Source organism: [Bacillus] selenitireducens MLS10 (assembly GCF_000093085.1).
Lineage (GTDB): Bacteria > Bacillota > Bacilli > Bacillales > Salisediminibacteriaceae > Salisediminibacterium > Salisediminibacterium selenitireducens.
Genome location: NC_014219.1, coordinates 93824 through 118656, shown reverse-complemented (window position 1 = coordinate 118656; position 24833 = coordinate 93824). Strand labels below are relative to the sequence as shown.

The 24833-nt window shown below is 52.2% G+C and carries 18 protein-coding genes, 9 tRNA genes, 4 rRNA genes, 1 pseudogene and 1 other annotated feature; of the genes and pseudogenes, 2 read left to right on the top strand and 30 right to left on the bottom strand.

The features are described from left to right. Nucleotides 1–25: 25 nt before the first annotated feature. The 17 genes from sigH to BSEL_RS00505 all read right to left on the bottom strand — a co-directional run bounded on the left by sigH (nucleotide 26) and on the right by BSEL_RS00505 (nucleotide 16970). A complete protein-coding gene (gene sigH, locus BSEL_RS00585; protein WP_013171074.1) occupies nucleotides 26–670 on the bottom strand; it encodes an RNA polymerase sporulation sigma factor SigH in 645 nt (214 codons plus the stop codon). Nucleotides 671–897: 227 nt separating this feature from the next. After that, entirely contained in the window at nucleotides 898–1407 is a 510-nt protein-coding gene (locus BSEL_RS00580) for an NYN domain-containing protein (protein WP_013171073.1), read from the bottom strand. Further along, nucleotides 1400–2167 carry a 23S rRNA (guanosine(2251)-2'-O)-methyltransferase RlmB gene (gene rlmB, locus BSEL_RS00575; protein WP_013171072.1) on the bottom strand — a complete coding sequence of 256 codons (768 nt, stop codon included), beginning with the start codon at nucleotides 2165–2167 and terminating at the stop codon, nucleotides 1400–1402. Before rlmB ends, BSEL_RS00580 begins: the two co-directional genes overlap by 8 nt. Further along, complete coding sequence (locus tag BSEL_RS00570; RefSeq protein WP_013171071.1) at nucleotides 2160–2585, bottom strand: Mini-ribonuclease 3; 426 nt, start codon at nucleotides 2583–2585, stop codon at nucleotides 2160–2162. The genes rlmB and BSEL_RS00570 overlap by 8 nt, the downstream gene beginning before the upstream one ends. 3 nt (nucleotides 2586–2588) lie before the next feature. Further along, nucleotides 2589–3992 carry a cysteine--tRNA ligase gene (gene cysS, locus BSEL_RS00565; RefSeq protein WP_013171070.1) on the bottom strand — a complete coding sequence of 468 codons (1404 nt, stop codon included), beginning with the start codon at nucleotides 3990–3992 and terminating at the stop codon, nucleotides 2589–2591. Then, the gene (epsC, locus tag BSEL_RS00560) at nucleotides 3973–4650 is read right to left on the bottom strand and encodes a serine O-acetyltransferase EpsC (protein ID WP_041582054.1); all 678 of its coding nucleotides are present in this window, start codon (nucleotides 4648–4650) and stop codon (nucleotides 3973–3975) included. The genes cysS and epsC overlap by 20 nt, the downstream gene beginning before the upstream one ends. 89 nt (nucleotides 4651–4739) lie before the next feature. Further along, nucleotides 4740–4981 (bottom strand) — a binding site (T-box leader). Between the two features lie 33 nt (nucleotides 4982–5014). Next, nucleotides 5015–6469, bottom strand: a complete 1455-nt coding sequence (gltX, locus tag BSEL_RS00555) for a glutamate--tRNA ligase (RefSeq protein ID WP_013171068.1) — start codon at nucleotides 6467–6469, stop codon at nucleotides 5015–5017. Nucleotides 6470–6537: 68 nt separating this feature from the next. Continuing rightward, the gene (gene ispF, locus BSEL_RS00550) at nucleotides 6538–7035 is read right to left on the bottom strand and encodes a 2-C-methyl-D-erythritol 2,4-cyclodiphosphate synthase (RefSeq protein WP_013171067.1); all 498 of its coding nucleotides are present in this window, start codon (nucleotides 7033–7035) and stop codon (nucleotides 6538–6540) included. A gap of 6 nt (nucleotides 7036–7041) precedes the next feature. Next, nucleotides 7042–7746, bottom strand: coding sequence for a 2-C-methyl-D-erythritol 4-phosphate cytidylyltransferase (gene ispD / locus BSEL_RS00545; protein WP_013171066.1), 705 nt, complete (start codon nucleotides 7744–7746; stop codon nucleotides 7042–7044). 15 nt (nucleotides 7747–7761) lie between these two features. Next, complete coding sequence (locus tag BSEL_RS00540; RefSeq protein ID WP_013171065.1) at nucleotides 7762–8871, bottom strand: PIN/TRAM domain-containing protein; 1110 nt, start codon at nucleotides 8869–8871, stop codon at nucleotides 7762–7764. A 153-nt stretch (nucleotides 8872–9024) separates the two neighbouring features. Beyond that, complete coding sequence (disA, locus tag BSEL_RS00535) at nucleotides 9025–10107, bottom strand: DNA integrity scanning diadenylate cyclase DisA (RefSeq protein WP_013171064.1); 1083 nt, start codon at nucleotides 10105–10107, stop codon at nucleotides 9025–9027. Next, nucleotides 10082–11494: a DNA repair protein RadA gene (radA, locus tag BSEL_RS00530; RefSeq protein WP_013171063.1), complete on the bottom strand. Its 1413-nt coding sequence runs from the start codon at nucleotides 11492–11494 to the stop codon at nucleotides 10082–10084. Before radA ends, disA begins: the two co-directional genes overlap by 26 nt. A gap of 86 nt (nucleotides 11495–11580) precedes the next feature. Further along, nucleotides 11581–14028: an ATP-dependent protease ATP-binding subunit ClpC gene (clpC, locus tag BSEL_RS00525; protein ID WP_013171062.1), complete on the bottom strand. Its 2448-nt coding sequence runs from the start codon at nucleotides 14026–14028 to the stop codon at nucleotides 11581–11583. Next, nucleotides 14025–15122: a protein arginine kinase gene (locus tag BSEL_RS00520; RefSeq protein WP_013171061.1), complete on the bottom strand. Its 1098-nt coding sequence runs from the start codon at nucleotides 15120–15122 to the stop codon at nucleotides 14025–14027. The genes clpC and BSEL_RS00520 overlap by 4 nt, the downstream gene beginning before the upstream one ends. 1 nt (nucleotide 15123) lies before the next feature. Further along, complete coding sequence (locus BSEL_RS00515) at nucleotides 15124–15663, bottom strand: UvrB/UvrC motif-containing protein (protein WP_013171060.1); 540 nt, start codon at nucleotides 15661–15663, stop codon at nucleotides 15124–15126. A gap of 18 nt (nucleotides 15664–15681) precedes the next feature. Continuing rightward, nucleotides 15682–16158 (bottom strand): CtsR family transcriptional regulator, encoded by a 477-nt coding sequence (locus BSEL_RS00510; protein ID WP_013171059.1) that lies wholly within the window; start codon nucleotides 16156–16158, stop codon nucleotides 15682–15684. 101 nt (nucleotides 16159–16259) lie between these two features. Continuing rightward, nucleotides 16260–16970 (bottom strand): MgtC/SapB family protein, encoded by a 711-nt coding sequence (locus BSEL_RS00505; protein WP_013171058.1) that lies wholly within the window; start codon nucleotides 16968–16970, stop codon nucleotides 16260–16262. Between the two features lie 145 nt (nucleotides 16971–17115). On the opposite strand from BSEL_RS00505, the pseudogene BSEL_RS00500 reads away from it, so the two are divergent. Together BSEL_RS00500 and BSEL_RS17700 are read left to right on the top strand one after the other, a co-directional pair. After that, nucleotides 17116–18198, top strand: a pseudogene (locus BSEL_RS00500) (RNA-guided endonuclease InsQ/TnpB family protein). Nucleotides 18199–18436: 238 nt separating this feature from the next. Then, complete coding sequence (locus BSEL_RS17700; protein ID WP_155522673.1) at nucleotides 18437–18598, top strand: hypothetical protein; 162 nt, start codon at nucleotides 18437–18439, stop codon at nucleotides 18596–18598. Between the two features lie 122 nt (nucleotides 18599–18720). On the opposite strand, the gene rrf (BSEL_RS00495) is transcribed toward BSEL_RS17700, so the two are convergent. From rrf (BSEL_RS00495) to rrf (BSEL_RS00435), 13 genes are all read right to left on the bottom strand, one after another. Further along, nucleotides 18721–18837 (bottom strand): 5S ribosomal RNA (rrf, locus tag BSEL_RS00495). A gap of 99 nt (nucleotides 18838–18936) precedes the next feature. Then, nucleotides 18937–21872, bottom strand: a 23S ribosomal RNA gene (locus BSEL_RS00490). A gap of 267 nt (nucleotides 21873–22139) precedes the next feature. Beyond that, nucleotides 22140–23706, bottom strand: a 16S ribosomal RNA gene (locus BSEL_RS00485). Between the two features lie 126 nt (nucleotides 23707–23832). Further along, nucleotides 23833–23908, bottom strand: a tRNA-Ala gene (locus BSEL_RS00480). Between the two features lie 19 nt (nucleotides 23909–23927). After that, nucleotides 23928–24004, bottom strand: a tRNA-Pro gene (locus BSEL_RS00475). Nucleotides 24005–24009: 5 nt separating this feature from the next. After that, nucleotides 24010–24086: transfer RNA gene (locus BSEL_RS00470), tRNA-Arg, on the bottom strand. 18 nt (nucleotides 24087–24104) lie between these two features. Next, nucleotides 24105–24193 (bottom strand) — tRNA-Leu (locus BSEL_RS00465). Between the two features lie 22 nt (nucleotides 24194–24215). Beyond that, nucleotides 24216–24290, bottom strand: a tRNA-Gly gene (locus BSEL_RS00460). 25 nt (nucleotides 24291–24315) lie between these two features. Beyond that, nucleotides 24316–24402: transfer RNA gene (locus tag BSEL_RS00455), tRNA-Leu, on the bottom strand. 16 nt (nucleotides 24403–24418) lie between these two features. Then, nucleotides 24419–24494, bottom strand: a tRNA-Lys gene (locus tag BSEL_RS00450). A 7-nt stretch (nucleotides 24495–24501) separates the two neighbouring features. Then, nucleotides 24502–24577: transfer RNA gene (locus BSEL_RS00445), tRNA-Thr, on the bottom strand. 9 nt (nucleotides 24578–24586) lie between these two features. Then, a tRNA-Val gene (locus BSEL_RS00440) sits at nucleotides 24587–24662 on the bottom strand. 12 nt (nucleotides 24663–24674) lie between these two features. Further along, a 5S ribosomal RNA gene (gene rrf / locus BSEL_RS00435) occupies nucleotides 24675–24791 on the bottom strand. The 16S, 23S and 5S rRNA genes sit together here with 9 tRNA genes alongside, the layout of an rRNA operon. Nucleotides 24792–24833: the final 42 nt, after the last annotated feature.

Genomic DNA, 24833 nt, shown 5'->3' with positions numbered 1-24833 from the left:
CACCTTGGAATCGGCGGGGTTCTGGTTAATCAAATAGTTCTGCACTTTTGAAATCTTTGTGGTTCTCAAGCTTTCTCTTGACCCTCTGCAGGGCATTGTCGATGGACTTGACGTGCCGGTTCAGCTCTTCGGAGATCTCCTGATAGCTGCTTCCTTCAAGATACAGCATCAGCGCCTTCTGTTCGAGATCGGACAGGACGTTGTTCATCGTCCCCTCAATCCGCGCCGCATCTTCCTGGCTGATGAACATCTCTTCCGGGTCAAGCTCCTCGGAACTCATAATCACGTCGAGGAGGGTCCGGTCCGAGTCTTCCTCGTAGATCGGTTTATCGAGAGAGACGTAGGAGTTCAGCGGAATATGCTTCTGACGGGTGGCTGTCTTGATGGCGGTGATGATCTGTCTCGTAATGCAAAGCTCAGCAAAAGCCCGGAACGAAGATTCCTTCCCCTGCTTGAAGTCACGAATCGCTTTGTAGAGACCGATCATCCCTTCCTGAAGAATATCCTCATGATCCGCTCCGATCAGAAAATACGAGCGGGATTTGGCCCGCACAAAGTTCCGGTATTTCTCAATCAAATACTCCAGCGCCTGGGAATCGCCTTCCCTGACGTATTCGACAACCTCTTCATCCGTAAGCTGATGCATGGATTGCTGCAGATTCCTGTTCACGGCAAATGCCACCTTCCTTCTCGATGAAAGACACGTGTTGCAAGAGAGACCAACTGAAACGCCTGATACAACCGGGCTAAATGACGCTCAACAGTATAGAAAAAAGCCAGCTGACACGGTTTCCCGGTTGACGGCTGTGTGCTGGCTTTTTATCGAAATGCTTTTTGTATCCCTTTTCAATGCTGTCTTCATTATACTAAACAGAACGAAATCCCGTCAAGATGGCTTTATTTTCCTCTTCGCATTCTCTCAAACATCTTCTTGACTTCATCATTGATGGGGATCCCGCCGCGCAGCTTCGTCGCTTTCGTCCGGCTGACATCACTGGCGATTTTCTTTTCGAGCTGAGAGACCTCGGTTCGCAACTCACGGGCTGATTTCCGGTAGGCACCGCTCGCAAAGATCACCCGTTGCTCGACAAAATCACTCGTGGCCACATAGATTTTCGTATCCACCCGTTTCAGTTCGGTGACGAGCTTTTCGATGCGTTCATCAGCCGTCTCTTTTTCACGGGTGTACAGAATCTCCACGGAGAAGTTCCGGTAGCTCTTGCCAAGCCCAGGGACCATATGGGCATCAAAGACGATGATGACTTCGGTGCCGGTGTAAGCCTGGTATTCGGCCATTTTCTCAATCAGCTGATCCCGCGCTCCTTCGAGATCCGTCTTTTGCAAATCCCGAAGCTCAACCCAGTCTCCGATGATGTTGTAGCCGTCGACGAGGAGGATATTACGCATCGGCTCCCATTCCCAGTTCTCTCCGTTTACGGAGCACTTCATACATAAGCAGGCTCGCGGCCACCGAAGCATTCAGCGACGTGACCTTGCCCATCAGGGGAATGCTGACGAGAAAATCACATTTCTCTTTGACGAGGCGGCTCATCCCCTTGCCTTCACTGCCGATGACGAGAGCGAGGGGCAGATCGACGGTCATGCCTTCATACGACACATCCCCTTTGGCGTCCGTGCCGACAAACCAGAGACCCTGCTTTTTCAGCTCATCCATTGTCCTCGCAAGATTCGTCACCCTGGCAACGGGCACATGCGCGATGGCTCCGGCTGACGTCTTGGCCACCGTTGACGTAAGACCCACGGAGCGCCGTTTTGGAATAATGACGCCGTGCGCACCTGACGCGTCGGCGGTTCGGAGAATCGACCCGAGGTTGTGCGGGTCTTCGAGTTCATCGAGGACGAGGAAAAACGGGTCCTCCCCGCGCTCCTTCGCCCGGGCAAAGAGGTCGTCAATTTCCGCATATTCATAAGCTGCCGCCTGGGCGATGACGCCCTGATGGGCGATCCCGTCCGCCATTTGATCAAGCCGCTTTCTCGGCACCGTCTGCACCTGAACATTCATCTTCTTGCAGAGCCCGAGTACCTGATTCATCTGGCCCTTCATGGAATCCTCCGCGATCCAGACTTTGTGAACGGTCTGTCCGCTCCGGAGCACTTCAATTACCGGATTCTTCCCGTATACATAATCCTGATTGGCATCAGTCATGAGACAATTCCTCCTTTCCTTCGATCCAGTCCACCGCATACTGAATCAGTTCATCCATCCGTTCGTGCTGTTTCGTCAGGTATAAATAGCCGATCAGTGCTTCAAAAGCGGTGCTCATCCGATACGTTTGCTGATCGGTATGTTTCGGGATCGTGCCCGACTTGGCGTTTCGCCCCCGCCGGACCACTGCCTCTTCCTCTTCACGGAGAACACCCTGTTCTTGCATACTGTAAAGGATCAGCGCCTGGGCTTTTGCCGATACATAAGCCGTTGCCCGCCTGTGCAGCTGATTCGGCCTGACCTGCCCCTGCGAAATCAGGCGGTAGCGGATATAGACGTCAAAGACCCCGTCTCCCATATAGGCGAGCGCCAGGGCATTGAGCTGTTCCGGTTCGTTCACGGTCTCGTTTAAATCCATGGCCTATGAACCCCGCTTCCAGCGCGTGCCCTGCGGCGTGTCTTCGAGGATAATCCCCTGATCTTTCAGTGAATCACGAATCTCATCCGCCCGGGCAAAATCCCGGTCTTTCCTCGCCTGGATCCGCTCTTCAATGAGCTGTTCCACATCTTCGTCCAACAGCTCCGCCTGCCGCTTTACGGCAATGCCAAGAACGAATGCCATGTCATCAAACTGCTTGAGAAAGGCTTCAAGGACTTCTTTTGAAGTATGCTTTTCCGTCAGGTAAATGTTTGCCTGTCTGACGAGATCAAACATGACCGCCACTGCGTTGGCGCTGTTGAAGTCATCGTCCATCGAAGCGATGAACCGCTCGCCTTCTTTCCTGATGAGGGCAAACCACTTGTCCTGACCCCCGCCGAGATCCGCACTTTCACCGAGACGGTACGTGAGGTTCTCATAGGTCGTCTGGATGCGCTCAAGACTCGTCTTTGCCGTCTCAAGCTGCTCATCGCTGAAGTTGATCGGGCTCCGGTAGTGTGCGTTCACGATGAAGAACCGGACCACATCCGGGTCGAACTGACGGATGATGTCGTGAACGAGAATGAAGTTGTTCAGTGACTTGGACATCTTTTCGTTGTCGATATTGATGTAGCCGTTATGAATCCAGTAATTCGCCATCCGCTGTTCATTCAGTGCCTCGGACTGGGCGATTTCATTTTCATGATGCGGAAAAGACAGGTCTTGCCCCCCGGCATGAATGTCAATCGTGTCGCCGAGGTGTTTTTTGACCATGGCGGAGCATTCAATATGCCAGCCCGGGCGTCCTTCTCCCCACGGACTTGACCATGCGATCTCCCCTTCCTTCGCCGTTTTCCAGAGCACGAAGTCGAGGGGATCTTCTTTCTTCTCTTCGACCTGGATCCTCGCACCGGCCTGGAGATCATCGAGGGACTGTTGGGAAAGCTGACCGTAAGTGTCAAACTTTCTCGTACGGAAGTACACATCCCCGGACGATTCGTAGGCGTAGCCTTTGTCGATGAGGCGGGTAATAAACGTGATGATATCATCCATGGACTCGGTCACCCTCGGGTGCAGGTCCGCTTTTCTGACGCCGAGGGCTTCGGTGTCGTTGTAATAAGCGGCGATGTATCGCTCGGCAACGGTCATGACGTCTTCGTCGAGCTCGTTTGCGGCTTTGATGATTTTGTCATCCACATCCGTGAAATTCGAGACATACGTCACATCATAGCCCCGGTATTCGAGGTAGCGGCGCACCATATCGAAGACAACGGCCGGACGGGCATTGCCGATATGAATATAGTTGTAGACGGTCGGGCCGCAGACATACATCTTGACCTTTCCTTCTTCGATCGGTTGAAACGTTTCTTTTTGTCGTGTCAGCGTGTTATAAAGCTGTATGGTCACGGTCCTGTCCTCCTTGTTTTTTAAGGCGGGCCACTTCTTCCCGCAGTTCTTTCAGTTCCTGTTCAAGTGAATCAAATTTGTCAGCGATCGGGTCAGGGAGCTTGTGGTGGTCATGCGAGTCGGCGACCTTGACTCCGTTCTTCATGACGACCTTTCCCGGAATCCCGACAACGGTGGCGTGCGGCGGCACTTCCTTTAAGACGACGGACCCTGCACCAATCCGTGAATGGGCACCGATCGTCATCGAGCCGAGCACCTTGGCACCTGTGGCGATCAGGACGTGATCCTCAATCGTCGGGTGGCGTTTGCCTTTTTCCTTCCCCGTACCGCCAAGGGTCACGCCCTGAAAGATCGTGACGTTGTCGCCGATCTCGCACGTCTCACCAATGACGACGCCCATGCCGTGGTCGATGAACAGATGCTGGCCGATCTGCGCGCCGGGGTGGATCTCGATCCCGGTGAAAAAACGGCTTATCTGAGAGATGACCCTCGCCAGGAAAAAGAATTTCCGGTTCCAGAGAGCGTGGGCGATCCGGTGGTTCCAGATGGCATGCACGCCTGAATAGGTCATGATGACTTCAAAACGGTTCCTTGCGGCAGGGTCCTGGTCGAGAACGATATCTACATCGTTTTTCAGTGTTTTGAATGCTTGTTTCACGGGTGGGCCTCCTTCGTGCCTGTCTATTCGTGATGGGTGTTCTTCCTGATGGTCAGGATAAAAAAAGCGTCTCTGTGCCCTGATCGGGACACAGAGACGCTTGCGCGCGGTTCCACTCTGTTTAAGGATACGGACGACAGCTGCCTGTCCGGAATCCTTCACTTTTACCGGGATCATAACGGCTCCCTGCCGCCGGAGGTCGACAGCCTGAGCTGCTTTGGTCCGGGTGCTCCAGGGTGCATTCAGCGGTGGATCAGGAGATGCTCGCAGCAACCGCATCCTCTCTGTACCTGCTCTCTGTCCGCCTACTCGTCCCTGTCCGTGCACGGGTGTTCAATATTCATTCAGGTTCGTTCCGCTTATTTTATAATAACCCTTTCAGGCGGGTTGTGACAACTGTTCTGCCGAGAAGCGCGATCATTTGCGGGAGATCCGGGCCGTGCTGCTGGCCTGAGACGGCCACACGGATCGGCATGAAGAGCTTTTTGCCCTTATGTCCCGTTGATTTCTGCACATCTTTCATGGCTTTTTTGATAGCGGCCGCTTCAAATTCCTCAAGGCTGTCGAGGTTCTTCAGGAAGGCTTCGAGCACTTCCGGTACCTGTTCTTCGCCAAGAATCGCCTTCGCGTCCTCATCGTACTCAATCTCATCTTGGAAAAAGAGCTCCGTCAACGGGACGATATCCGCACCGCAGTCCATCTTTTCCTTATGAAGAACAATCAGGTCGTACGCCCACTGCTTCTGTTCGTCGCTCATCATCTCCGGCAGCTTCCCTGCCTTTTGCAGGTGAGGCTGAGCGAGCCAGACCACCTGGTCGTCGTCCGCTTCTTTCATATACTGATTGTTCATCCAGGACAGCTTCTTCGTATCGAAAACCGCAGGGGCTTTCACGACACGATCGAGACTGAAGGCTTCGATAAGCTCGTTCTTCGTCATGATTTCCTGTTCGCCACCCGGGCTCCAGCCAAGGAGGGCGATGAAGTTCACGATCGCTTCAGGCATATAGCCAAGGTCGCGGTACTGTTCCACGAACTGAATGATCGACTCGTCACGCTTGCTCATCTTTTGACGGTCCTCGTTCAAAATGAGTGACGCATGGGCAAACGTCGGCGTTTCAAACCCGAGTGCCTCATACAGCATCACCTGAAGGGGCGCATTAGAGAGGTGCTCCTCCCCGCGGATCACGTGGCTGATCCCCATCGTATGGTCATCGACCGTCACCGCGAAGTTATAGGTCGGAATCCCGTCTGTACGGACGATGACGAAATCACCGATCCCGTCAGAGTCGAAGGTGACCTTGCCGCGGACGGCATCATCAACGACGATCTCCTGTCCTTTCGGTACCATGAAACGGACAACCGGTTTCTTCCCTTCCGCTTCGTAGGCACGCTTCTGTTCATCGGTCAAATGGCGGTCACGGCCGCTGTACATCGGCGTCTCGCCGCGTTTTCGCTGCTCTTCGCGCTCTGCTTCAAGCTCTTCTTCCGTCATGTAACAGTGAAAGGCCTTGCCTTCTTTCAAGAGCTGATCCACATAGCGGTTATACAGATCAAGTCGTTCCATGCTTCGGTACGGGGCGTGCGGACCGCCGACGTCGACGGATTCATCCCAGTCGATACCGAGCCATTTCATGCTTTCCATCAGCTTTTCCGTCGCTGTCTCCACGTTCCGTGCCTGATCTGTGTCTTCAATGCGCACGATGAATTTCCCGCCCTGATTACGGGCAAACAAATAGTTGAACAGGGCCGATCGTGCACCTCCAATGTGCAGATGGCCTGTCGGGCTGGGTGCAAAACGCACCCGGATGTCATTACTCATGTCTGAAACACCTTCCTTGAATCGTTTTTACGAGCTTTGTCGATAAATCATTATCCGGACCCGTCTGTTTACGGAACCGATGTAAAAGCCGTTGGCTGCTCCACCAATAATACCACAGCCTGCGAGGCTATGCCTTCCTCTCTTCCGGTGAATCCGAGTTTTTCCGTCGTCGTCGCTTTGACGTTGATTTGTGAAACATCGGCTTCGAGGAGTCCGGCAATACGGGTGCGCATCGCGTCAATATGCGGGGCCATCTTGGGCCGCTGTGCCATAATTGTGCAATCGAGATTTCCGAGCGTATAGCCCTTTTCCTTTACGATCTGCCACACATGCTCAAGGAGTTTCGCCGAGTCGGCATCCTTAAAAGCCGGGTCCGTATCGGGAAAATGCTTGCCGATGTCCCCTTCTGCCACGGCACCGAGGCACGCGTCGGCAATCGTATGTAACAGGACATCCGCATCGGAATGGCCGTCTAATCCCTGTTCATGGGGAATCTCAATGCCGCCGAGAATCAGCGGACGTCCCTCTTTTAACTGATGCACATCAAATCCTTGTCCAATTCGCATAGATTACTACTCCTTTTCCTGCTGGTTTTTAGAGCGGCTCCTGAGAATCGCTTCTGCGAAGATCAGGTCCTCCGGTGTGGTCACTTTAATATTGGCATAGTTCCCTTCCACGACTTTGACGGGTCTGCCGGAAAATTCAAAGACGCTCGCGTCATCTGTGGCGGGGAAGCCCTGTTCTTCGGCATGGGCATGAGCGGCGAGAATATCGGTAAGCAAGAAGCCCTGCGGGGTTTGAATGGACCAGAGCTCATCGCGTTTCAGTGTTTCCTGCACGATGTGCTCACGCGTCCGTTTGATCGTATCCTTCACCGGAACCCCGACGACGACCCCGACACCGGGTTCCACTGCGGCAGTGAGCCTCTTGATGGCGCCTTGATCAATGAACGGCCGGGCCCCGTCGTGAATCAGTACGACCGGATTACCGCTCAGTTTTTTCAATCCCAGATAGACGCTTTCCTGCCGCTCTTTTCCGCCTGCTGTAAGGGTCTCCACTTTTGTAATGCCAGCCTCATCGATGAGCGTCTGAACGCTTGCCATCTCAGACGGATTAACGGAGACGACGATGCCCTGACAGGACGAATCCTCCTGAAACACACGGAGCGTGTGGACCAGGAGGGGATCGTGTCCAATGTGAATGAACTGTTTATTGTGTCCGGCTTTCATGCGGGAACCCTGGCCTGCTGCGGGAATGACTGCTTTGTATGGCTTCATCGTTATCGTGTCCTTTTACTGGGCTTTGTCCATGGATTTCGGCTTGGCAAAAATCATCCGTCCTGCAGACGTTTGCAGCACACTCGTCACGATGACGTCAATGGTTTTGCCGATGGCGTTTCGTCCGCCTTCGACGACGATCATCGTGCCGTCATCGAGATAGCCGATGCCCTGATTCTGTTCTTTGCCGTCCTTAATAATCTGGATCGCCATTTCTTCACCGGGAAGTACGACCGGTTTGACGGCGTTGGCGAGATCATTGATATTCAGGACACTGACGCCCTGGAGATCACAGACTTTGTTCAGGTTGAAATCATTTGTAACGACGAGCCCGTTCGTCTTTTTCGCAAGCTTGACGAGCTTCGAGTCCACTTCCTGAATCTCATCGAAATCCTCGTCGGTGATTTCCACCTCAATGGGGATCTCTTTTTGAATACGCTTTAGGATATCAAGTCCCCGTCGACCGCGGTTCCGTTTCAGGGAATCCGAGGAATCCGCAATGTGCTGAAGCTCTTCGAGAACGAAATTCGGAATGACCAGTTTTCCTTCAAGGAACCCTGTCTGGCAAATATCCGCAATACGGCCATCGATAATCACACTCGTATCCAGGAGCTTCGGTACGGGCAGGCGTGCGTCAGCCTCATCCGCATTGGCCTGATCGCCGTCTTTGTCCTCTTTGGACTGGCGAAACACGCCGAGAAGTTCATCCTTCTTCTTATAGCCGACCTGAAACCCGAGGTATCCGAGGAGAAGCGTCAGGAAAATCGGCACGATGGCACTGATAAATGCGATCTCAATATTGTTCACCGCCACGGTGACAAGAAACGCGAGCAACAGTCCGACAACGAGTCCGACGGTTCCAAAAATCAGATCCGCCACCGGAAAGTTCATCAGTTTGTCTTCAAGAAGCTGGATAAAGCGAACGATCGGATCCACAGACCAGAAGAATAAAAGATAGAGTATGAGTGCACCTGCAAGAGCGCCTGTGTAATTGTTCACCAGCCAGCCGGGTAAGCTGTCAAGCCCGACCATGCCAAGGGAGAGATAGGTCAGATCGGCAATAAACAAATAGCCGAGTACCCCGCCCGTAAAGGCCAATAACAGCTGTACAATACGTTTCATCATGGTTCGTTCACCTCCTTCACTGCCTATTATATACGGAATCAGTCTGCTTGCGGTTCCCTGTGAACGTTTCACAAACTGTTTCACATTCCGTTTTCTTCACTTTACCGGCCCTTATGGCATCTGTCAATTTCACGGTAAGCTTCCGGATTGCTTTTAAATATGACGGTCGATGATCAGCTGTTCCTGAATCCGGCTCAGTCCATCCTGAATCTTGTTTGCCCGCGCCTCTCCGATCCCTTCCACCTCGTCAAGCTCTTGAATATCTGCACGGATCATCTCTGACAGCGTGCCGAACTGGCGGACAAGGTTACGGATCACCTTCGGCGGGATCCGCGGAATTTTACGGAGGATCCGGTAGCCCCTTGGTGAAACCGGGAAATCGGACAGATTCACGATTTTGCCGTAACCGAACAATTTGACGATGATCTGATCGTCGAGAAGTTCGTCACTGGAGAGCCGTTTTAAGTTCTCAAGCACGTCTTCCGGCGGTGTGCCGCTGTCCTTTTGATAATCCATAATCAGATCGAGGGCAATCTGTTCGATATTCAGGACCAGTTCCTCAAGCTGCATGGATATGAGCCGGCCTTCGTCACCGAGCTCAATGACATAGTTCATCAGCTCACTTTTGATTCTGAGCACCATTTCAATCCGGTGCATCACCTGGGATACTTCCTGAAAGGTCACGAGCTCCTCAAACTCCAGGGCACCGAGGTTCGTGATCGACTGATCAAGGACCGATTTGTACTTCTCGAGGGTCTGAATCGCCTGATTCGCTTTCGTTAAGATCACCCCGATATCCTTCAGCGAATAGCGGTATCGGCCCTGGTACAGGGTAATGACGTGACGGCGTTGTGAGATGGAAATAACAAGATTGCCCGCCTGCTTGGCCACGCGTTGTGCTGTCCGGTGACGAATCCCTGTCTCCGTCGATTCAATCAGGTTCTCCGGAACGAGCTGGGTATTGGCATACAGAATTCGCGTGGCATCTTCGTTCAAAATAATCGCCCCGTCCATCTTTGCGAGTTCATACAGATAGGCCGGCGAGAAGTCCGTATTAATGTAAAAGCCCCCGTTGACGATCTTTTGCATTTCTTCATTGAATCCGACGACAATCAGCCCGCCCGTGTTGGCCCGCAGCACGTTGTCGATCCCTTCCCTCAGCGGGGTCCCCGGGGCAACAAATGTCAGAATACGTCTTGTTAAACTGTCATCAAAGCTCAAATTTCGGTGCTCCACTGGCTCGTCCTCCTAATGCTTCGTTAATCGCTTCGTTGATGTCCCGAGCCCCGATGACTTCAATCCCGTCGGGCACGGTCCAACCTCCGAAGTTTCGGTCGGGAATAATGACCCGTTCAAAGCCGAGTTTGGCTGCTTCCTGCACCCGCTGTTCAATCCGCGAGACCCGGCGAATTTCGCCGGTCAGCCCGACTTCGCCGATGATCACGTCACCGGCCCTTGACGGCTGGTCCCGAAAACTCGAGACAATCGAGATGGCAATGGCCAGGTCAATGGACGGTTCATCGAGACGCACGCCGCCTGCCACTTTGACATAGGCGTCATGATTTTGAAGCAGAATTCCGGCCCGCTTCTCGAGAACGGCCATGATGAGGGAGATCCGGTTATGATCCACGCCCGTCGCCATGCGCCGCGGATTGCCGAAGCTCGTCGGGGCAATCAGGGACTGCATCTCCACGAGGACCGGGCGTGTTCCTTCCATCGATGCAACGACCGCAGAGCCTGAAGCCCCTGATGAGCGCTCTTCAAGAAAGATCTCTGACGGATTCAGCACTTCTTCGAGCCCGGTCTCTTTCATCTCAAAGATCCCGATTTCGTTCGTCGAACCGAAACGGTTTTTCACGGCCCGCAAGATACGGTACGTGTGGTGACGCTCCCCTTCGAAATACAGAACCGAGTCCACCATATGTTCGAGGATCCTCGGCCCTGCAATCGAGCCCTGTTTTGTCACGTGACCAACGAGGAAGATGGCGATCCCCCTCGTTTTTGCGATACGCATGAACACGGACGTTGATTCCCTGACCTGAGAAACACTTCCCGGGGCGCTTGTGATGTGATCGAGGTAGACGGTCTGAATCGAATCGATGATCACCAGATCCGGATTCACCTGATCAATGGCCTGTTCGATGTATTCCACATCGGTCTCGGAATGTACAAAGAGATAGTCATTCCCGACGCCAAGCCGGTTCGCCCGCAGTTTTGTCTGTTTCAGTGATTCTTCTCCGGAGATATACAGCACCTTTTTCTTATGTTCAGACAAGGTCGCAGATACCTGCAAGAGAAGGGTTGATTTTCCAATACCCGGATCCCCGCCTACCAAAACGAGGGAACCCGGTACGATCCCCCCGCCAAGGACCCGGTTCAGTTCGTTTATGTATGTGGATACCCGGTTCTCTTCTTTCTGTTCAATGTCCATAATCGACTGCGGCTTTTGCCGGATGCCGCCTCCTGCAGTTACAAAGCTGCGTTTTTCATGGGCGGAGGATGCGGGTTTCTCCATCTCTTCGACGAGTGTGTTCCACCCGGAACAACCCGGACATTTCCCCATCCATTTGGCCGATTCATAGCCGCATTCCTGACAGATAAACTTCGTCTTCTTCTTTGCCATTTGAAACCTCCGTTACAATGATCATCCCAAACCATGCGTAAAATGGAGAGTGACCTTGAAGGTCCTCTCCATTACGCACGTGTTCGTTACGCCCGTTCTTTCTGGCGGACGACGTATTCCCCGTCTTCCACGTCGAGAACAACAGACTGTCCTTTGGAAATGGTGCCTCTCAGGAGTTCTTCAGACAGGCGGTCTTCCACCTGTTTCTGAAGCGCCCGGCGAAGCGGACGTGCACCATATTCAGGGTCAAACCCTTCGTCGGCGATTTTCTCTTTCGCCTTATCAGACAGTTCAAAATCAATTTCCTGTTCTTTCAGGCGCTTTTGCAGTTCGCCGGCCATGAGCGTGACGATCTCTGAAATATGCGATTTTTCCAGGGAATGGAATACAATGGTTTCGTCGATCCGGTTCAAAAACTCCGGACGGAAGCTCTTCTTCAATTCTTCCATGACCTTGGATTTCATGTCTTTGTATTTGGCATCTTCCTGATTTGCCGTAAACCCGAGGCTCTTTTCCTGCTTCAATGCCTGGGCACCGACGTTGGATGTCATGATCACCGCAGTATTGCGGAAATCAACGCGGCGTCCTTTGGAATCCGTCAGGAAGCCGTCTTCAAGTACCTGAAGCAGAATATTAAAGACTTCCGGGTGCGCCTTCTCGATCTCGTCGAGGAGGATCACGGAATACGGCTTGCGGCGGACTTTCTCGGTGAGCTGTCCACCTTCATCATGACCGACATAGCCAGGAGGTGAACCGACGAGACGGCTTGTGTTGTGCTTCTCCATGTATTCGGACATGTCGATACGGATGATCGCATCCTCGTCCCCGAACAGTGTTTCTGCCACGGCTCTTGCAAGCTCGGTTTTCCCGACACCTGTTGGTCCTAAGAAGATAAAGGAACCGATTGGGCGCTTTGGATCTTTCAGCCCTGCACGTGCTCGGCGTACCGCTTTTGATACGGCCGTCACCGCTTCGTCCTGACCGATGACACGGCCGTGGAGAATGTCTTCCATCTTCAGAAGGCGGTCTGTTTCTTCTTCAGCAAGCTTACTGACAGGGACACCGGTCCATGTGGAGACGACCTGCGCGATGTCTTCCATCGTCACTTCCGAGTCTTCCTGACCCTGCTTTTTCTTCCATTCATCCTTCAGCGTTTCAAGCTCATCTTTGAGCTTCTGTTCGTTGTCACGGAGCGATGCCGCTTTTTCGAACTCCTGGCTTTGCACCGAAGCATCCTTTTCTTTACGGAGTTCTTCAAGCTCCTGCTCTTTTTCTTTCAGATTCGGCGGCGCTGTATACGTGCTCAGACGCACCTTGGATCCGGCCTCGTCAATCAGGTCAATGGCCTTATCCGGAAGGAAGCGGTCTGAGATATAGCGGTCTGACATTTCAACCGCTGCCTTAATTGCTTCATCTGTAATGGTGACGCGGTGATGAGCCTCATAGCGGTCACGAAGCCCCGCAAGAATCTGAACGGACTCTTCGACGGTCGGCTCATCGACCTGAATCGGCTGAAAACGACGCTCAAGGGCCGCATCTTTTTCGATATATTTACGGTACTCGTCCATCGTTGTCGCCCCGATGCACTGAAGCTCACCTCTTGCAAGGGACGGTTTCAGGATGTTTGATGCATCAATGGCACCTTCAGCACCGCCTGCACCGATCAGCGTATGAAGCTCATCGATAAAGAGGATGACGTTTCCGGCGTTGCGGATTTCATCCATGACCTTCTTCAGACGGTCCTCAAATTCACCGCGGTATTTCGTACCTGCGACGACGGTTCCCATATCAAGGGTCATGACGCGCTTGTTGCGGAGAATCTCCGGCACTTCATTATCGACGATCTGCTGGGCGAGGCCTTCTGAAATCGCCGTCTTCCCGACGCCCGGTTCCCCGATGAGGACCGGGTTGTTCTTCGTGCGTCGGCTGAGAATCTGGATGACCCGCTGGATTTCTTTCGAACGCCCGATAACCGGATCCACCTGTCCTTCTTTGGCGATTGCTGTCAGATCCCGGGCAAGGCTGTCGAGCGTCGGAGTGGACGCTCCGGCTTGGCCGCCCTGACCTGCCATGCTGCCATTCTGTCCGTTTCCGTTATCCGAGTTCCCGAGAAGCTGAAGCACCTGCTGGCGGGCTTTGTTCAGGCTTACGCCAAGGTTATTCAACACCCTTGCCGCCACCCCTTCCCCTTCACGGATCAGACCGAGCAGGATGTGTTCTGTCCCTACGTAGGAATGGCCGAGTTTACGGGCTTCATCCATGGAAAGTTCGATGACTTTCTTCGCCCTTGGTGTATAGTGAACCTGACCTGCCGGCTGTTCGCCGACACCGATCAGCTTTTCCACTTCATCCTGAATCTTATCAGCACCGAGACCGAGGCCTTTCAGTGCTTTTGCCGCAATGCCTTCGCCTTCACGGATCAGGCCGAGCAGGATGTGCTCCGTTCCGATGTTGCTGTGTCCGAGTCGGCTTGCTTCTTCCTGGGCAAGTGAGAGTACTTTCTGTGCGCGTTCTGTAAATCTGCCAAACATCATGGTTGGCCACCTCCATTGGTATGATCATTCTTTTTTTCGAGCTGAAGCCGCTCACGGATAAAGGTCGCCCTGCGCTCATCGCGCTCCTCGGCGGACAGCTCCTGTTCTGCGTAATGCTGTAAAAATCCCGGCTGCGTCAATACCATCAGTTCATTCAGAATCTTGCCCTGCATGTGGTTAATGATACCTAAATCGATGCCTAAACGCACGTCTGAGAGACGCTGCATGGCTTCCTGAGTCTCCATGCGCCGGCTGTATGCCAGGGTCCCGAGTGAACGGTAAACCCGGTCTTCCAAAAACAGCTGTGACTGTTCGTACAGCGTCTGCCTCGCAGCCCGCTCGTGCTGAATGAGCTGTTTGACGACGCCTTTGAGATTATCGACGATATCCGCTTCGGTTTTCCCGAGTGTCGTCTGATTCGAGATTTGAAAAAGATTCCCGAGCGCTTCGCTTCCTTCTCCGTAAATCCCGCGAACGACAAGTCCAAGCTGACTGATCGCAGGGACAATCCGGTTGAACTGATTCGTCAGCACAAGGGCCGGCAAATGCATCATCACCGATGAACGGAGTCCGGTACCGACATTCGTCGGACAGCTCGTCAGATAACCGCGGTTCTCGTGAAAGGCGAAGTCGACTTTCTCTTCCATCCAGTCGTCCATCGCATTCGCATACTTCAGGCAGGCATCAAGCTGAAAGCCTGACATCAGACACTGAATCCGGTAATGATCCTCTTCATTGATCATGACACTGAGGGATTCATCTTCACTGAGAAGGACCCCTGATCCGTGTTCGCCTGCCGCAAGATTCGGACTGATCAAATGCTTCTCAACCAGCATCCGCCTCTCATTGGGAGACAGATCCGTCATCGCGAGCAGCTCAAGTTCCCCAAAACGCCGGTGACTTCTTCCGGCAAAATTCTGTTTCACCCGATTCAGAACCTCTTCAAGACGGTCATTCATCGCAGCAATGGGGAAGGCGGTATGTGCCTCATTTCTGGCGAGACGAACACGCGTACTGATGACGATATCCGATTCAGGCCCTTCGTTTTTCATCCACGGACTGATGGCTTCACTGATGAAGGATTGGAGAGACATCTTACTCATCCTCCTTCTGTTCGGTCTTCTGCCTGAGTTCACGAATCCGGTCTCTGACAGCCGCCGCTTCTTCAAAGGCTTCCTCGTCAATCAGTTTTCTGAGCTTCTCTTTTTGTTCCTCAATTTCTCTGAACAGGTGAAGGTCTTTTCCCTGACGCTTTGGAATCTTGCCTGTATGACTGTGATTACCCCCGTGAATCCTGGCTAAAACCGGATCGAGTTTATCATCAAACGTTTCGTAACAGACCGCACAGCCAAAGCGGCCTCCCTCACCGAACTGTCTGTAAGTCATCCCGCACTCCGGACACTGCAGTTCGGGCCTTCGGGTCTGTTCGCTGCCATCCGTCTTCGGAGGGAAAGAGGCGTCCTGATCCATCAGACCGCTTAACAGCTGATGAATGGAAAAGCTGTTCGACCCCGGGACGTAATCCCCTTTGTCTTTGGCACAGGTTTCACATAAGTGCATTTCCATTTTTTCTCCGTTGACGATCTTCGTAAAATGAAGCGTTGCCGGGTAGTGCTGGCATTCCTGACACAGCATGAAAAACGTCCCCCTCTCTCAGCTGTCTTCGAGTTCTTTGTACTTCAATGTCGTGAGCATCGCTTTTAACAGCTCTGCGCGAAGCCGGTCCCGATAAGGGAGGCGGATCGACAGAACTTCCCTGTTCATGACGCTCTCCATGAGATTCGCTTCCCGCTTTGTGATAGCCTCTTCTTCAAGCAGACGGCCGATGAGGTGCATGGCTGCCGTTTGGGATATTTCGTCCCCTGATAGATCAATGAGCTGATCATACAGCTGAAGATGATTGTCCGGTGTGACTCTCGTAATGCGGATATAGCCGCCGCCACCACGCTTACTCTGTACCATATACCCCTTTTCGACGGTGAATCTCGTCCGGATCACATAGTTGATCTGTGACGGAACGCAGTCGAACTGTTCCGCAAGCTCACTTCGTTTGACCTCGATGAGCTCCTGATCGTTTTTTTCGATAATCTGTTTGAGATACCCTTCGATCACATCCGATATGTTACGCAAAGACGCCCCCTCCTTCCGCAAAACGGCACTGACTTTGACTATATTTGACTAATTACATAATAGTACAATCGTCAAAAATACTCAAGCATTTTGCGGCGGCCTTACTGATCCAGTGAAACAGACTGTACCGGATCAAGCTGCTGGATGGTTTCCATGGCCTCGTATATGTCACTCCATTGTTTGTATTCCACAACAAGACGGTATTCAACCATACTTTTTTCATGATAAGCCTGTTGTTTTTCAGAGGAAACAAAACTCACATTGATTCCGAGCCCGTCGAGTATCGAAATGACATCTCCGAGTCTCCCCATCTCCCCGTCGAGTTTGACCATCAGCGCCTCTTCTTTCTCTTCCGCTGATATGCGGAAATTCACTTTGGCCAGAATAAACAGACTGATGATCACGATCAACGTCGCGATGAGCGCCGGACCGTACATCCCTGCTCCAACGGTGAGACCGATGCCGGCCACAACCCAGATCGAAGCCGCCGTCGTCAGACCCTTTACCGAAGAACCCTGTACAAGAATCGTCCCTGCTCCGAGAAAGCCGATGCCTGATACGACATAAGCCGCCAGTCGAGACGGATCAAAATTGACATTTCCCTCATTGGCTGCAATATAGTCCTGAAAACCGTAAAACGCAAGCAGCATCATCAGACATGATCCGACACTGACAAGCAGATGTGTCCTGAATCCGGCCGGATGATGATTGTATTCACGCTCGATACCGACGAGACCGCCGAGAATCGCCGCCATCACAAGGCGGATCATCATTACGTCAATATCCTCGGTCATTAAGAAACTCCAATCCATCTCACTCGCTCCTGTCTTCGTATTCTTCTTTCATCGTTTTCGGCAAGGATACCCCCACCTCTTAGCGTAAGTGTAGGTGGAGGAGGAATTGCCGTTGGCGAAAGCCAACACCTTGCCTTCCACCTTCCTCCTTGTATTTTCACTACTGACTTTAACAGCAAAAACGAAAATCGTACCGACTGTCGAGCAAGAAGATATACTCCGTAAAACGGCTTCCGCTTATCGTGATGCTTGCAACGCTGTGTCGGAAGTGGTATTCAATAAAAATACGCTTGTACAAGCAAAACTCCATAAGCGAACGTACAGAGAACTTCGTTCCACGTTCGGCTTGAAATCACAAATGGCACAGTCGGCCTTAAAGACGGTGATCGCAACATACAAAACGAATCAGAGCAACGGTCACGAACGACCACAAGTACAGTTTAATAAACCGCAGTTTGACCTCGTTTTTAACCGAGATTATTCACTGACGAAAGGTTTGTTCTAAGTCAACACACTGGAAGGACTTGAACCGTACTTTGACGGTACGTGGACGTTTGGCACGGCAAAGTTGGTTCATAAATACGGCAAATGGTTTCTCCATATCTCTGTATCAAAGGACATTCAAGAAGCGAATCTCGCTAACATCAATCAAGTTGTCGGTATTGATATGGGCGTGAACTTCACCGCCACAACGTATGATTCAAACGGTCAAACACGCTTCTTTAATGACAAACAGATTAAACATCAACGTGCCAAGTACAAACAGATGCTTAAGGAACTTCAACAAAAGCAAACGCCGTCTGCCCGTAGAAAATTAAAGAAGATCGGTCAACGAGAAAACCGTTGGATGCAGGACATCAATCACTGCATCAGTAAGGCACTCGTTGAACAGTACGGAAAAGACACCCTGTTTGTGATGGAAGATTTAACTGGTGTCCGAAACGCCACAGAGAAAGTACGTGTCAAAGACCGTTATCAGACTGTTTCGTGGTCGTTCTATGATCTTCGTCAAAAGATTGCATACAAAGCACAGAAAACAGGTGCTTTGGGCATTGCCGTTGATCCTGGATACACGTCGCAGACGTGTCCGAAATGCGGGCATACGGAAAAAGCGAACCGAAACAAAAAAACGCATACGTTCTGTTGTCAAACGTGCCAGTACACATCAAATGATGATCGTATCGGTGCGATGAACCTTCAACGAAAAGGAATTGCGTACATCGTTGAAGAAACTGCCCGAACATGATTCGGGTGGTTGGGTAGCTGTCAACCTGCCCTGATGTGACACCATGCTAAGATAGGAGGTCGTAAGACCGCTTGCACTATTGGGTAGTTACAAGCCCCCACTTCAAACAGACCGTGAGGTCGTTAAGTGGTGGGTCGTTGACTGTACCGTACTTGATCATTTCCATGTATAATGATCATAAACTCTCCTTAAACAAAAACGTTCGACTCAGATCGTGATAAAGAAAGGTGTGATGCGCGTGCTCTCTTTTTTACTCGTCGTCCTGATTTTCTGGCTGATCCTGTTTGCCCTTTTGCGGGCGATGTCTTTCGTAACGAAACGCCCCTGGAAAAAAGACCTTCAACTGACGGCCTTGCAGGCAGTGCTCTTAACGGCGCTGTGGTATTGGTTTATGCAATAGAAGCTGAACACACCAAGCAGGACATTCCAAAGGGAATATCCTGCTTTTTCGTGACCGTTTGATTACCTTTTATCTACACACAATAAACCATCCCCCTGAACAATCAGAGAGATGGTTGAAGTGCCCGGCGACGTCCTACTTTCACAGGGGGACAGCCCCCAACTATCATCGGCGCTGAAGAGCTTAACTTCCGTGTTCGGCATGGGAACGGGTGTGACCTCTTCGCTGTCGCCACCAGACTATGAAATTGAGTGTAACCACTCAAAACTGAATAACGCATATGACGGGATCATGAATCCGTGTCTGTCCTTCGTGTGTTAATAAACTTCGCTTAACCTTTGGTTAAGCCCTCGATCGATTAGTATCACTCAGCTCCACATATCGCTATGCTTCCACACGTGACCTATCTACCTCATCGTCTCTGAGGGATCTTACTCACCGAAGTGATGGGAAATCTCATCTTGAGGGGGGCTTCATGCTTAGATGCTTTCAGCACTTATCCCGTCCACACGTAGCTACCCAGCGATGCTCCTGGCGGAACAACTGGTACACCAGCGGTGTGTCCATCCCGGTCCTCTCGTACTAAGGACAGCTCCTCTCAAATTTCCTACGCCCGCGACGGATAGGGACCGAACTGTCTCACGACGTTCTGAACCCAGCTCGCGTGCCGCTTTAATGGGCGAACAGCCCAACCCTTGGGACCTACTTCAGCCCCAGGATGCGACGAGCCGACATCGAGGTGCCAAACCTCCCCGTCGATGTGGACTCTTGGGAGAGATTAGCCTGTTATCCCCAGGGTAGCTTTTATCCGTTGAGCGACGGCCCTTCCATACGGTGCCGCCGGATCACTAAGCCCGACTTTCGTCCCTGCTCGACCTGTATGTCTCGCAGTCAAGCTCCCTTATGCCTTTGCACTCTGCGAATGATTTCCAACCATTCTGAGGGAACCTTTGGGCGCCTCCGTTACTCTTTAGGAGGCGACCGCCCCAGTCAAACTGCCCACCAGACACTGTCCCTGAACCGGATCACGGTTCGAGGTTAGAATTTCAGTACAGCAAGGGTAGTATCCCACCAATGCCTCCACCGAAGCTGGCGCTCCGGTTTCCAAGGCTCCTACCTATCCTGTACAAGCTGTACCAAAATCCAATATCAAGCTGCAGTAAAGCTCCATGGGGTCTTTCCGTCCTGTCGCGGGTAACCTGCATCTTCACAGGTAATATAATTTCACCGGGTCTCTCGTTGAGACAGTGCCCAAATCGTTGCACCTTTCGTGCGGGTCGGAACTTACCCGACAAGGAATTTCGCTACCTTAGGACCGTTATAGTTACGGCCGCCGTTTACTGGGGCTTCAATTCAGAGCTTCTCCCGAAGGATAACCCCACCTCTTAACCTTCCAGCACCGGGCAGGTGTCAGCCCCTATACTTCGCCTTGCGGCTTCGCAGAGACCTGTGTTTTTGATAAACAGTCGTTTGGGCCTATTCACTGCGGCTCCCCCAGGCTGTTCACCCTGGGGAGCACTCCTTCTCCCGAAGTTACGGAGTCATTTTGCCGAGTTCCTTAACGAGAGTTCTCCCGCGCGTCTTAGAATTCTCTTCCCGCCTACCTGTGTCGGTTTGCGGTACGGGCACCTGTTTCCTCGCTAGAGGCTTTTCTTGGCAGTGTAGAATCAGGAACTTCGCTACTGTAATTTCACTCGCGATCACAGCTCAACCTTACGGTTACGGGATTTGCCTCGTAACCAGCCTCACTGCTTCGACGCACACGACCAGCGGTGCGCTTACCCTATCTTCCTGCGTCCCCCCATTGCTCAAATGGAAACGTGGTGGTACAGGAATATCAACCTGTTTGCCATCGCCTACGCTTTTCAGCCTCGGCTTAGGACCCGACTAACCCTGAGCGGACGAGCCTTCCTCAGGAAACCTTAGGCTTTCGACGGAGGGGATTCCCACCCCTCTTTTCGCTACTCATACCGGCATTCTCACTTCCAGACGCTCCACATGTCCTTCCGGTCATGCTTCGCAGCCTCTGGAACGCTCCCCTACCCCGAACACCTTGCGGTGTTCAGCCATAGCTTCGGTGATACGTTTAGCCCCGGTACATTTTCGGCGCAGAGTCACTCGACCAGTGAGCTATTACGCACTCTTTCAATGATGGCTGCTTCTAAGCCAACATCCTGGTTGTCTAAGCAACTCCACATCCTTTTCCACTTAACGTATACTTGGGGACCTTAGCTGATGGTCTGGGCTGTTTCCCTCTTGACTACGGATCTTAGCACTCGCAGTCTGACTCCCGAGGATAAGTATTTGGCATTCGGAGTTTGACTGAATTCGGTAATCCTGTGGGGACCCCTAGTCCAATCAGTGCTCTACCTCCAATACTCTTCCCTCGAGGCTAGCCCTAAAGCTATTTCGGGGAGAACCAGCTATCTCCAGGTTCGATTGGCATTTCACCCCTACCCACACCTCATCCCCGCACTTTTCAACGTGCGTGGGTTCGGGCCTCCATTCAGTGTTACCTGAACTTCACCCTGGACATGGGTAGATCACCTGGTTTCGGGTCTGCAACCACGTACTTATTCGCCCTGTTCAGACTCGCTTTCGCTGCGGCTCCGCCTCTTCAGCTTAACCTTGCACGTGATCACAACTCGCCGGTTCATTCTACAAAAGGCACGCTGTCACCCATTAACGGGCTCCAACTACTTGTAGGCACACGGTTTCAAGATCTGTTTCACTCCCCTCCCGGGGTGCTTTTCACCTTTCCCTCACGGTACTGGTTCACTATCGGTCACTAGGAAGTATTTAGCCTTGGGAGATGGTCCTCCCGGATTCCGACGGGGTTTCACGTGTCCCGCCGTACTCAGGATCCACTCCGGAGGAGAGGGCGTTTCGGCTACAGGGCTGTTACCTTGTCCCGCGGGCCTTTCCAGGCCGCTTCACCTACGCTCTCTCTTTGTAACTCCAATGGAGTGTCCTACAACCCCGAAAGGCAAGCCTTTCGGTTTGGGCTGATTCCGTTTCGCTCGCCGCTACTCAGGAAATCGCATTTGCTTTCTCTTCCTCCGGGTACTAAGATGTTTCAGTTCCCCGGGTCTGCCTTCCATTACCCTATGGATTCAGGTATGGATCCCATCCCATTACGGATGGTGGGTTCCCCCATTCGGAAATCTCCGGATCAACGCTTACTTACAGCTCCCCGAAGCATATCGGTGTTCGTCCCGTCCTTCATCGGCTCCTAGTGCCAAGGTATCCACCGTGCGCCCTTTCTTGCTTAACCATTTTCCGCCTTGCGACGGACTTTCTTTTGGCGTCGTTTTAACCTTAACGTTTGAATTCAAGACACTCGGTTCCTCTCTACCTGAATAGGTTTCAAATAGTTGATTCACCGGTGATTCATGATGTTTCGTCATTTCGTTATTCAGTTTTCAAAGGTCACAAAAACCTGAAGAGTGTTTAACCCTTCAAAACTAAACAAAAAACCAGAGGCAAAAGTAAAAAGGTTGAGCTTATCTGAAAACCGGAGGTTTTCAGCAAGTCTCCTTAGAAAGGAGGTGATCCATCCGCACCTTCCGGTACGGATACCTTGTTACGACTTCACCCCAATCATCTGTCCCACCTTCGGCGGCTGGCTCCAAAAGGTTACCTCACCGACTTCGGGTGTTACAAACTCTCGTGGTGTGACGGGCGGTGTGTACAAGGCCCGGGAACGTATTCACCGCGGCATGCTGATCCGCGATTACTAGCAATTCCGGCTTCATGCAGGCGAGTTGCAGCCTGCAATCCGAACTGAGAATGGCTTTATGGGATTGGCTTCACCTCGCGGCTTCGCAACCCATTGTACCATCCATTGTAGCACGTGTGTAGCCCAGGTCATAAGGGGCATGATGATTTGACGTCATCCCCACCTTCCTCCGGTTTATCACCGGCAGTCACCTTAGAGTGCCCAACTGAATGCTGGCAACTAAGATCAGGGGTTGCGCTCGTTGCGGGACTTAACCCAACATCTCACGACACGAGCTGACGACAACCATGCACCACCTGTCACTCTGTCCCCCGAAGGGGAAAGTCCAGTCTCCTGGATGTTCAGAGGATGTCAAGACCTGGTAAGGTTCTTCGCGTTGCTTCGAATTAAACCACATGCTCCACTGCTTGTGCGGGCCCCCGTCAATTCCTTTGAGTTTCAGCCTTGCGGCCGTACTCCCCAGGCGGAGTGCTTAATGTGTTAACTTCGGCACTAAGGGTATCGAAACCCCTAACACCTAGCACTCATCGTTTACGGCGTGGACTACCAGGGTATCTAATCCTGTTTGCTCCCCACGCTTTCGCGCCTCAGCGTCAGTTGTAAGCCAGAAAGTCGCCTTCGCCACTGGTGTTCCTCCACATATCTACGCATTTCACCGCTACACGTGGAATTCCACTTTCCTCTCTTACACTCAAGTCTCCCAGTTTCCAATGACCCTCCACGGTTGAGCCGTGGGCTTTCACATCAGACTTAAGAGACCGCCTGCGCGCGCTTTACGCCCAATAATTCCGGACAACGCTTGCCCCCTACGTATTACCGCGGCTGCTGGCACGTAGTTAGCCGGGGCTTTCTCGTGAGGTACCGTCAAGGTGCCGCCTTATTCAAACGGCACTTGTTCTTCCCTCATAACAGAACTTTACGATCCGAGAACCTTCATCGTTCACGCGGCATTGCACCGTCAGGCTTTCGCCCATTGCGGATGATTCCCTACTGCTGCCTCCCGTAGGAGTCTGGGCCGTGTCTCAGTCCCAGTGTGGCCGATCACCCTCTCAGGTCGGCTACGCATCGTCGCCTTGGTGAGCCCTTACCTCACCAACTAGCTAATGCGCCGCGGGCCCATCCTGCAGTGAGAGGACGAATCCCCTCTTTTACATCGGCACCATGCGGTGCCAATGGTCATCCGGTATTAGCCTCATTTTCACGAGGTTGTCCCGGTCTGCAGGGCAGGTTGCCCACGTGTTACTCACCCGTCCGCCGCTCATTCCACTTTCGTCCACCCGAAGGCTTCAGAAAGCTTCCTGCGCTCGACTTGCATGTATTAGGCATGCCGCCAGCGTTCGTCCTGAGCCAGGATCAAACTCTCCAATAAAGTTGAGTTTGATGCGCTAGCATCATACCAGTATCGATGAAAATACTGGATTTTAATTGACGGGATATCTTATTCATATATCCCACTTTTTTGCTTGGTTTTTGTTTAGTTTTCAAAGGTCAAATTTGGTGGAGCCTAGCGGGATCGAACCGCTGACCTCCTGCGTGCAAAGCAGGCGCTCTCCCAGCTGAGCTAAGGCCCCATATGGATTATGTTGAAAATGGTCGGGAAGACAGGATTCGAACCTGCGACCCCTTGGTCCCAAACCAAGTGCTCTACCAAGCTGAGCTACTTCCCGAAATATGGCGCGCCCTGAGAGATTCGAACTCCCGACCTTTTGATTCGTAGTCAAACACTCTATCCAGCTGAGCTAAGGGCGCATAGTATAAATATATTCTTGGTACCGAGGGCCGGACTCGAACCGGCACGGTCTTTGAGGACCGCAGGATTTTAAGTCCTGTGTGTCTACCAATTCCACCACCCCGGCGCACAGAAGACGAGCATGTAAATGGAGCGGGAAACGGGATTCGAACCCGCGACCCCCACCTTGGCAAGGTGGTGCTCTACCACTGAGCTATTCCCGCCTGTATAAAACGAGTATGTTAAAAATGGTGCGGGTGAGAGGACTCGAACCTCCACGTCCGTTAAGACACTAGAGCCTGATTCTAGCGCGTCTGCCAATTCCGCCACACCCGCGTATTCAAATGAAAAATGGTGAGCCATGAAGGACTCGAACCTTCGACCCTCTGATTAAAAGTCAGATGCTCTACCAACTGAGCTAATGGCTCTCAAAAGTGGTGCTGGCCAGAGGACTTGAACCCCCAACCTACTGATTACAAGTCAGTTGCTCTACCAATTGAGCTAGGCCAGCAAATGATAATGGTGGAGGATGACGGGCTCGAACCGCCGACCCCCTGCTTGTAAGGCAGATGCTCTCCCAACTGAGCTAATCCTCCATTATAATCAAAGCCTGGCGACGTCCTACTTTCACAGGGGGACAGCCCCCAACTATCATCGGCGCTGAAGAGCTTAACTTCCGTGTTCGGCATGGGAACGGGTGTGACCTCTTCGCTGTCGCCACCAGACTATGAAATTGAGTGTAACCACTCAAAACTGAATAACGCATA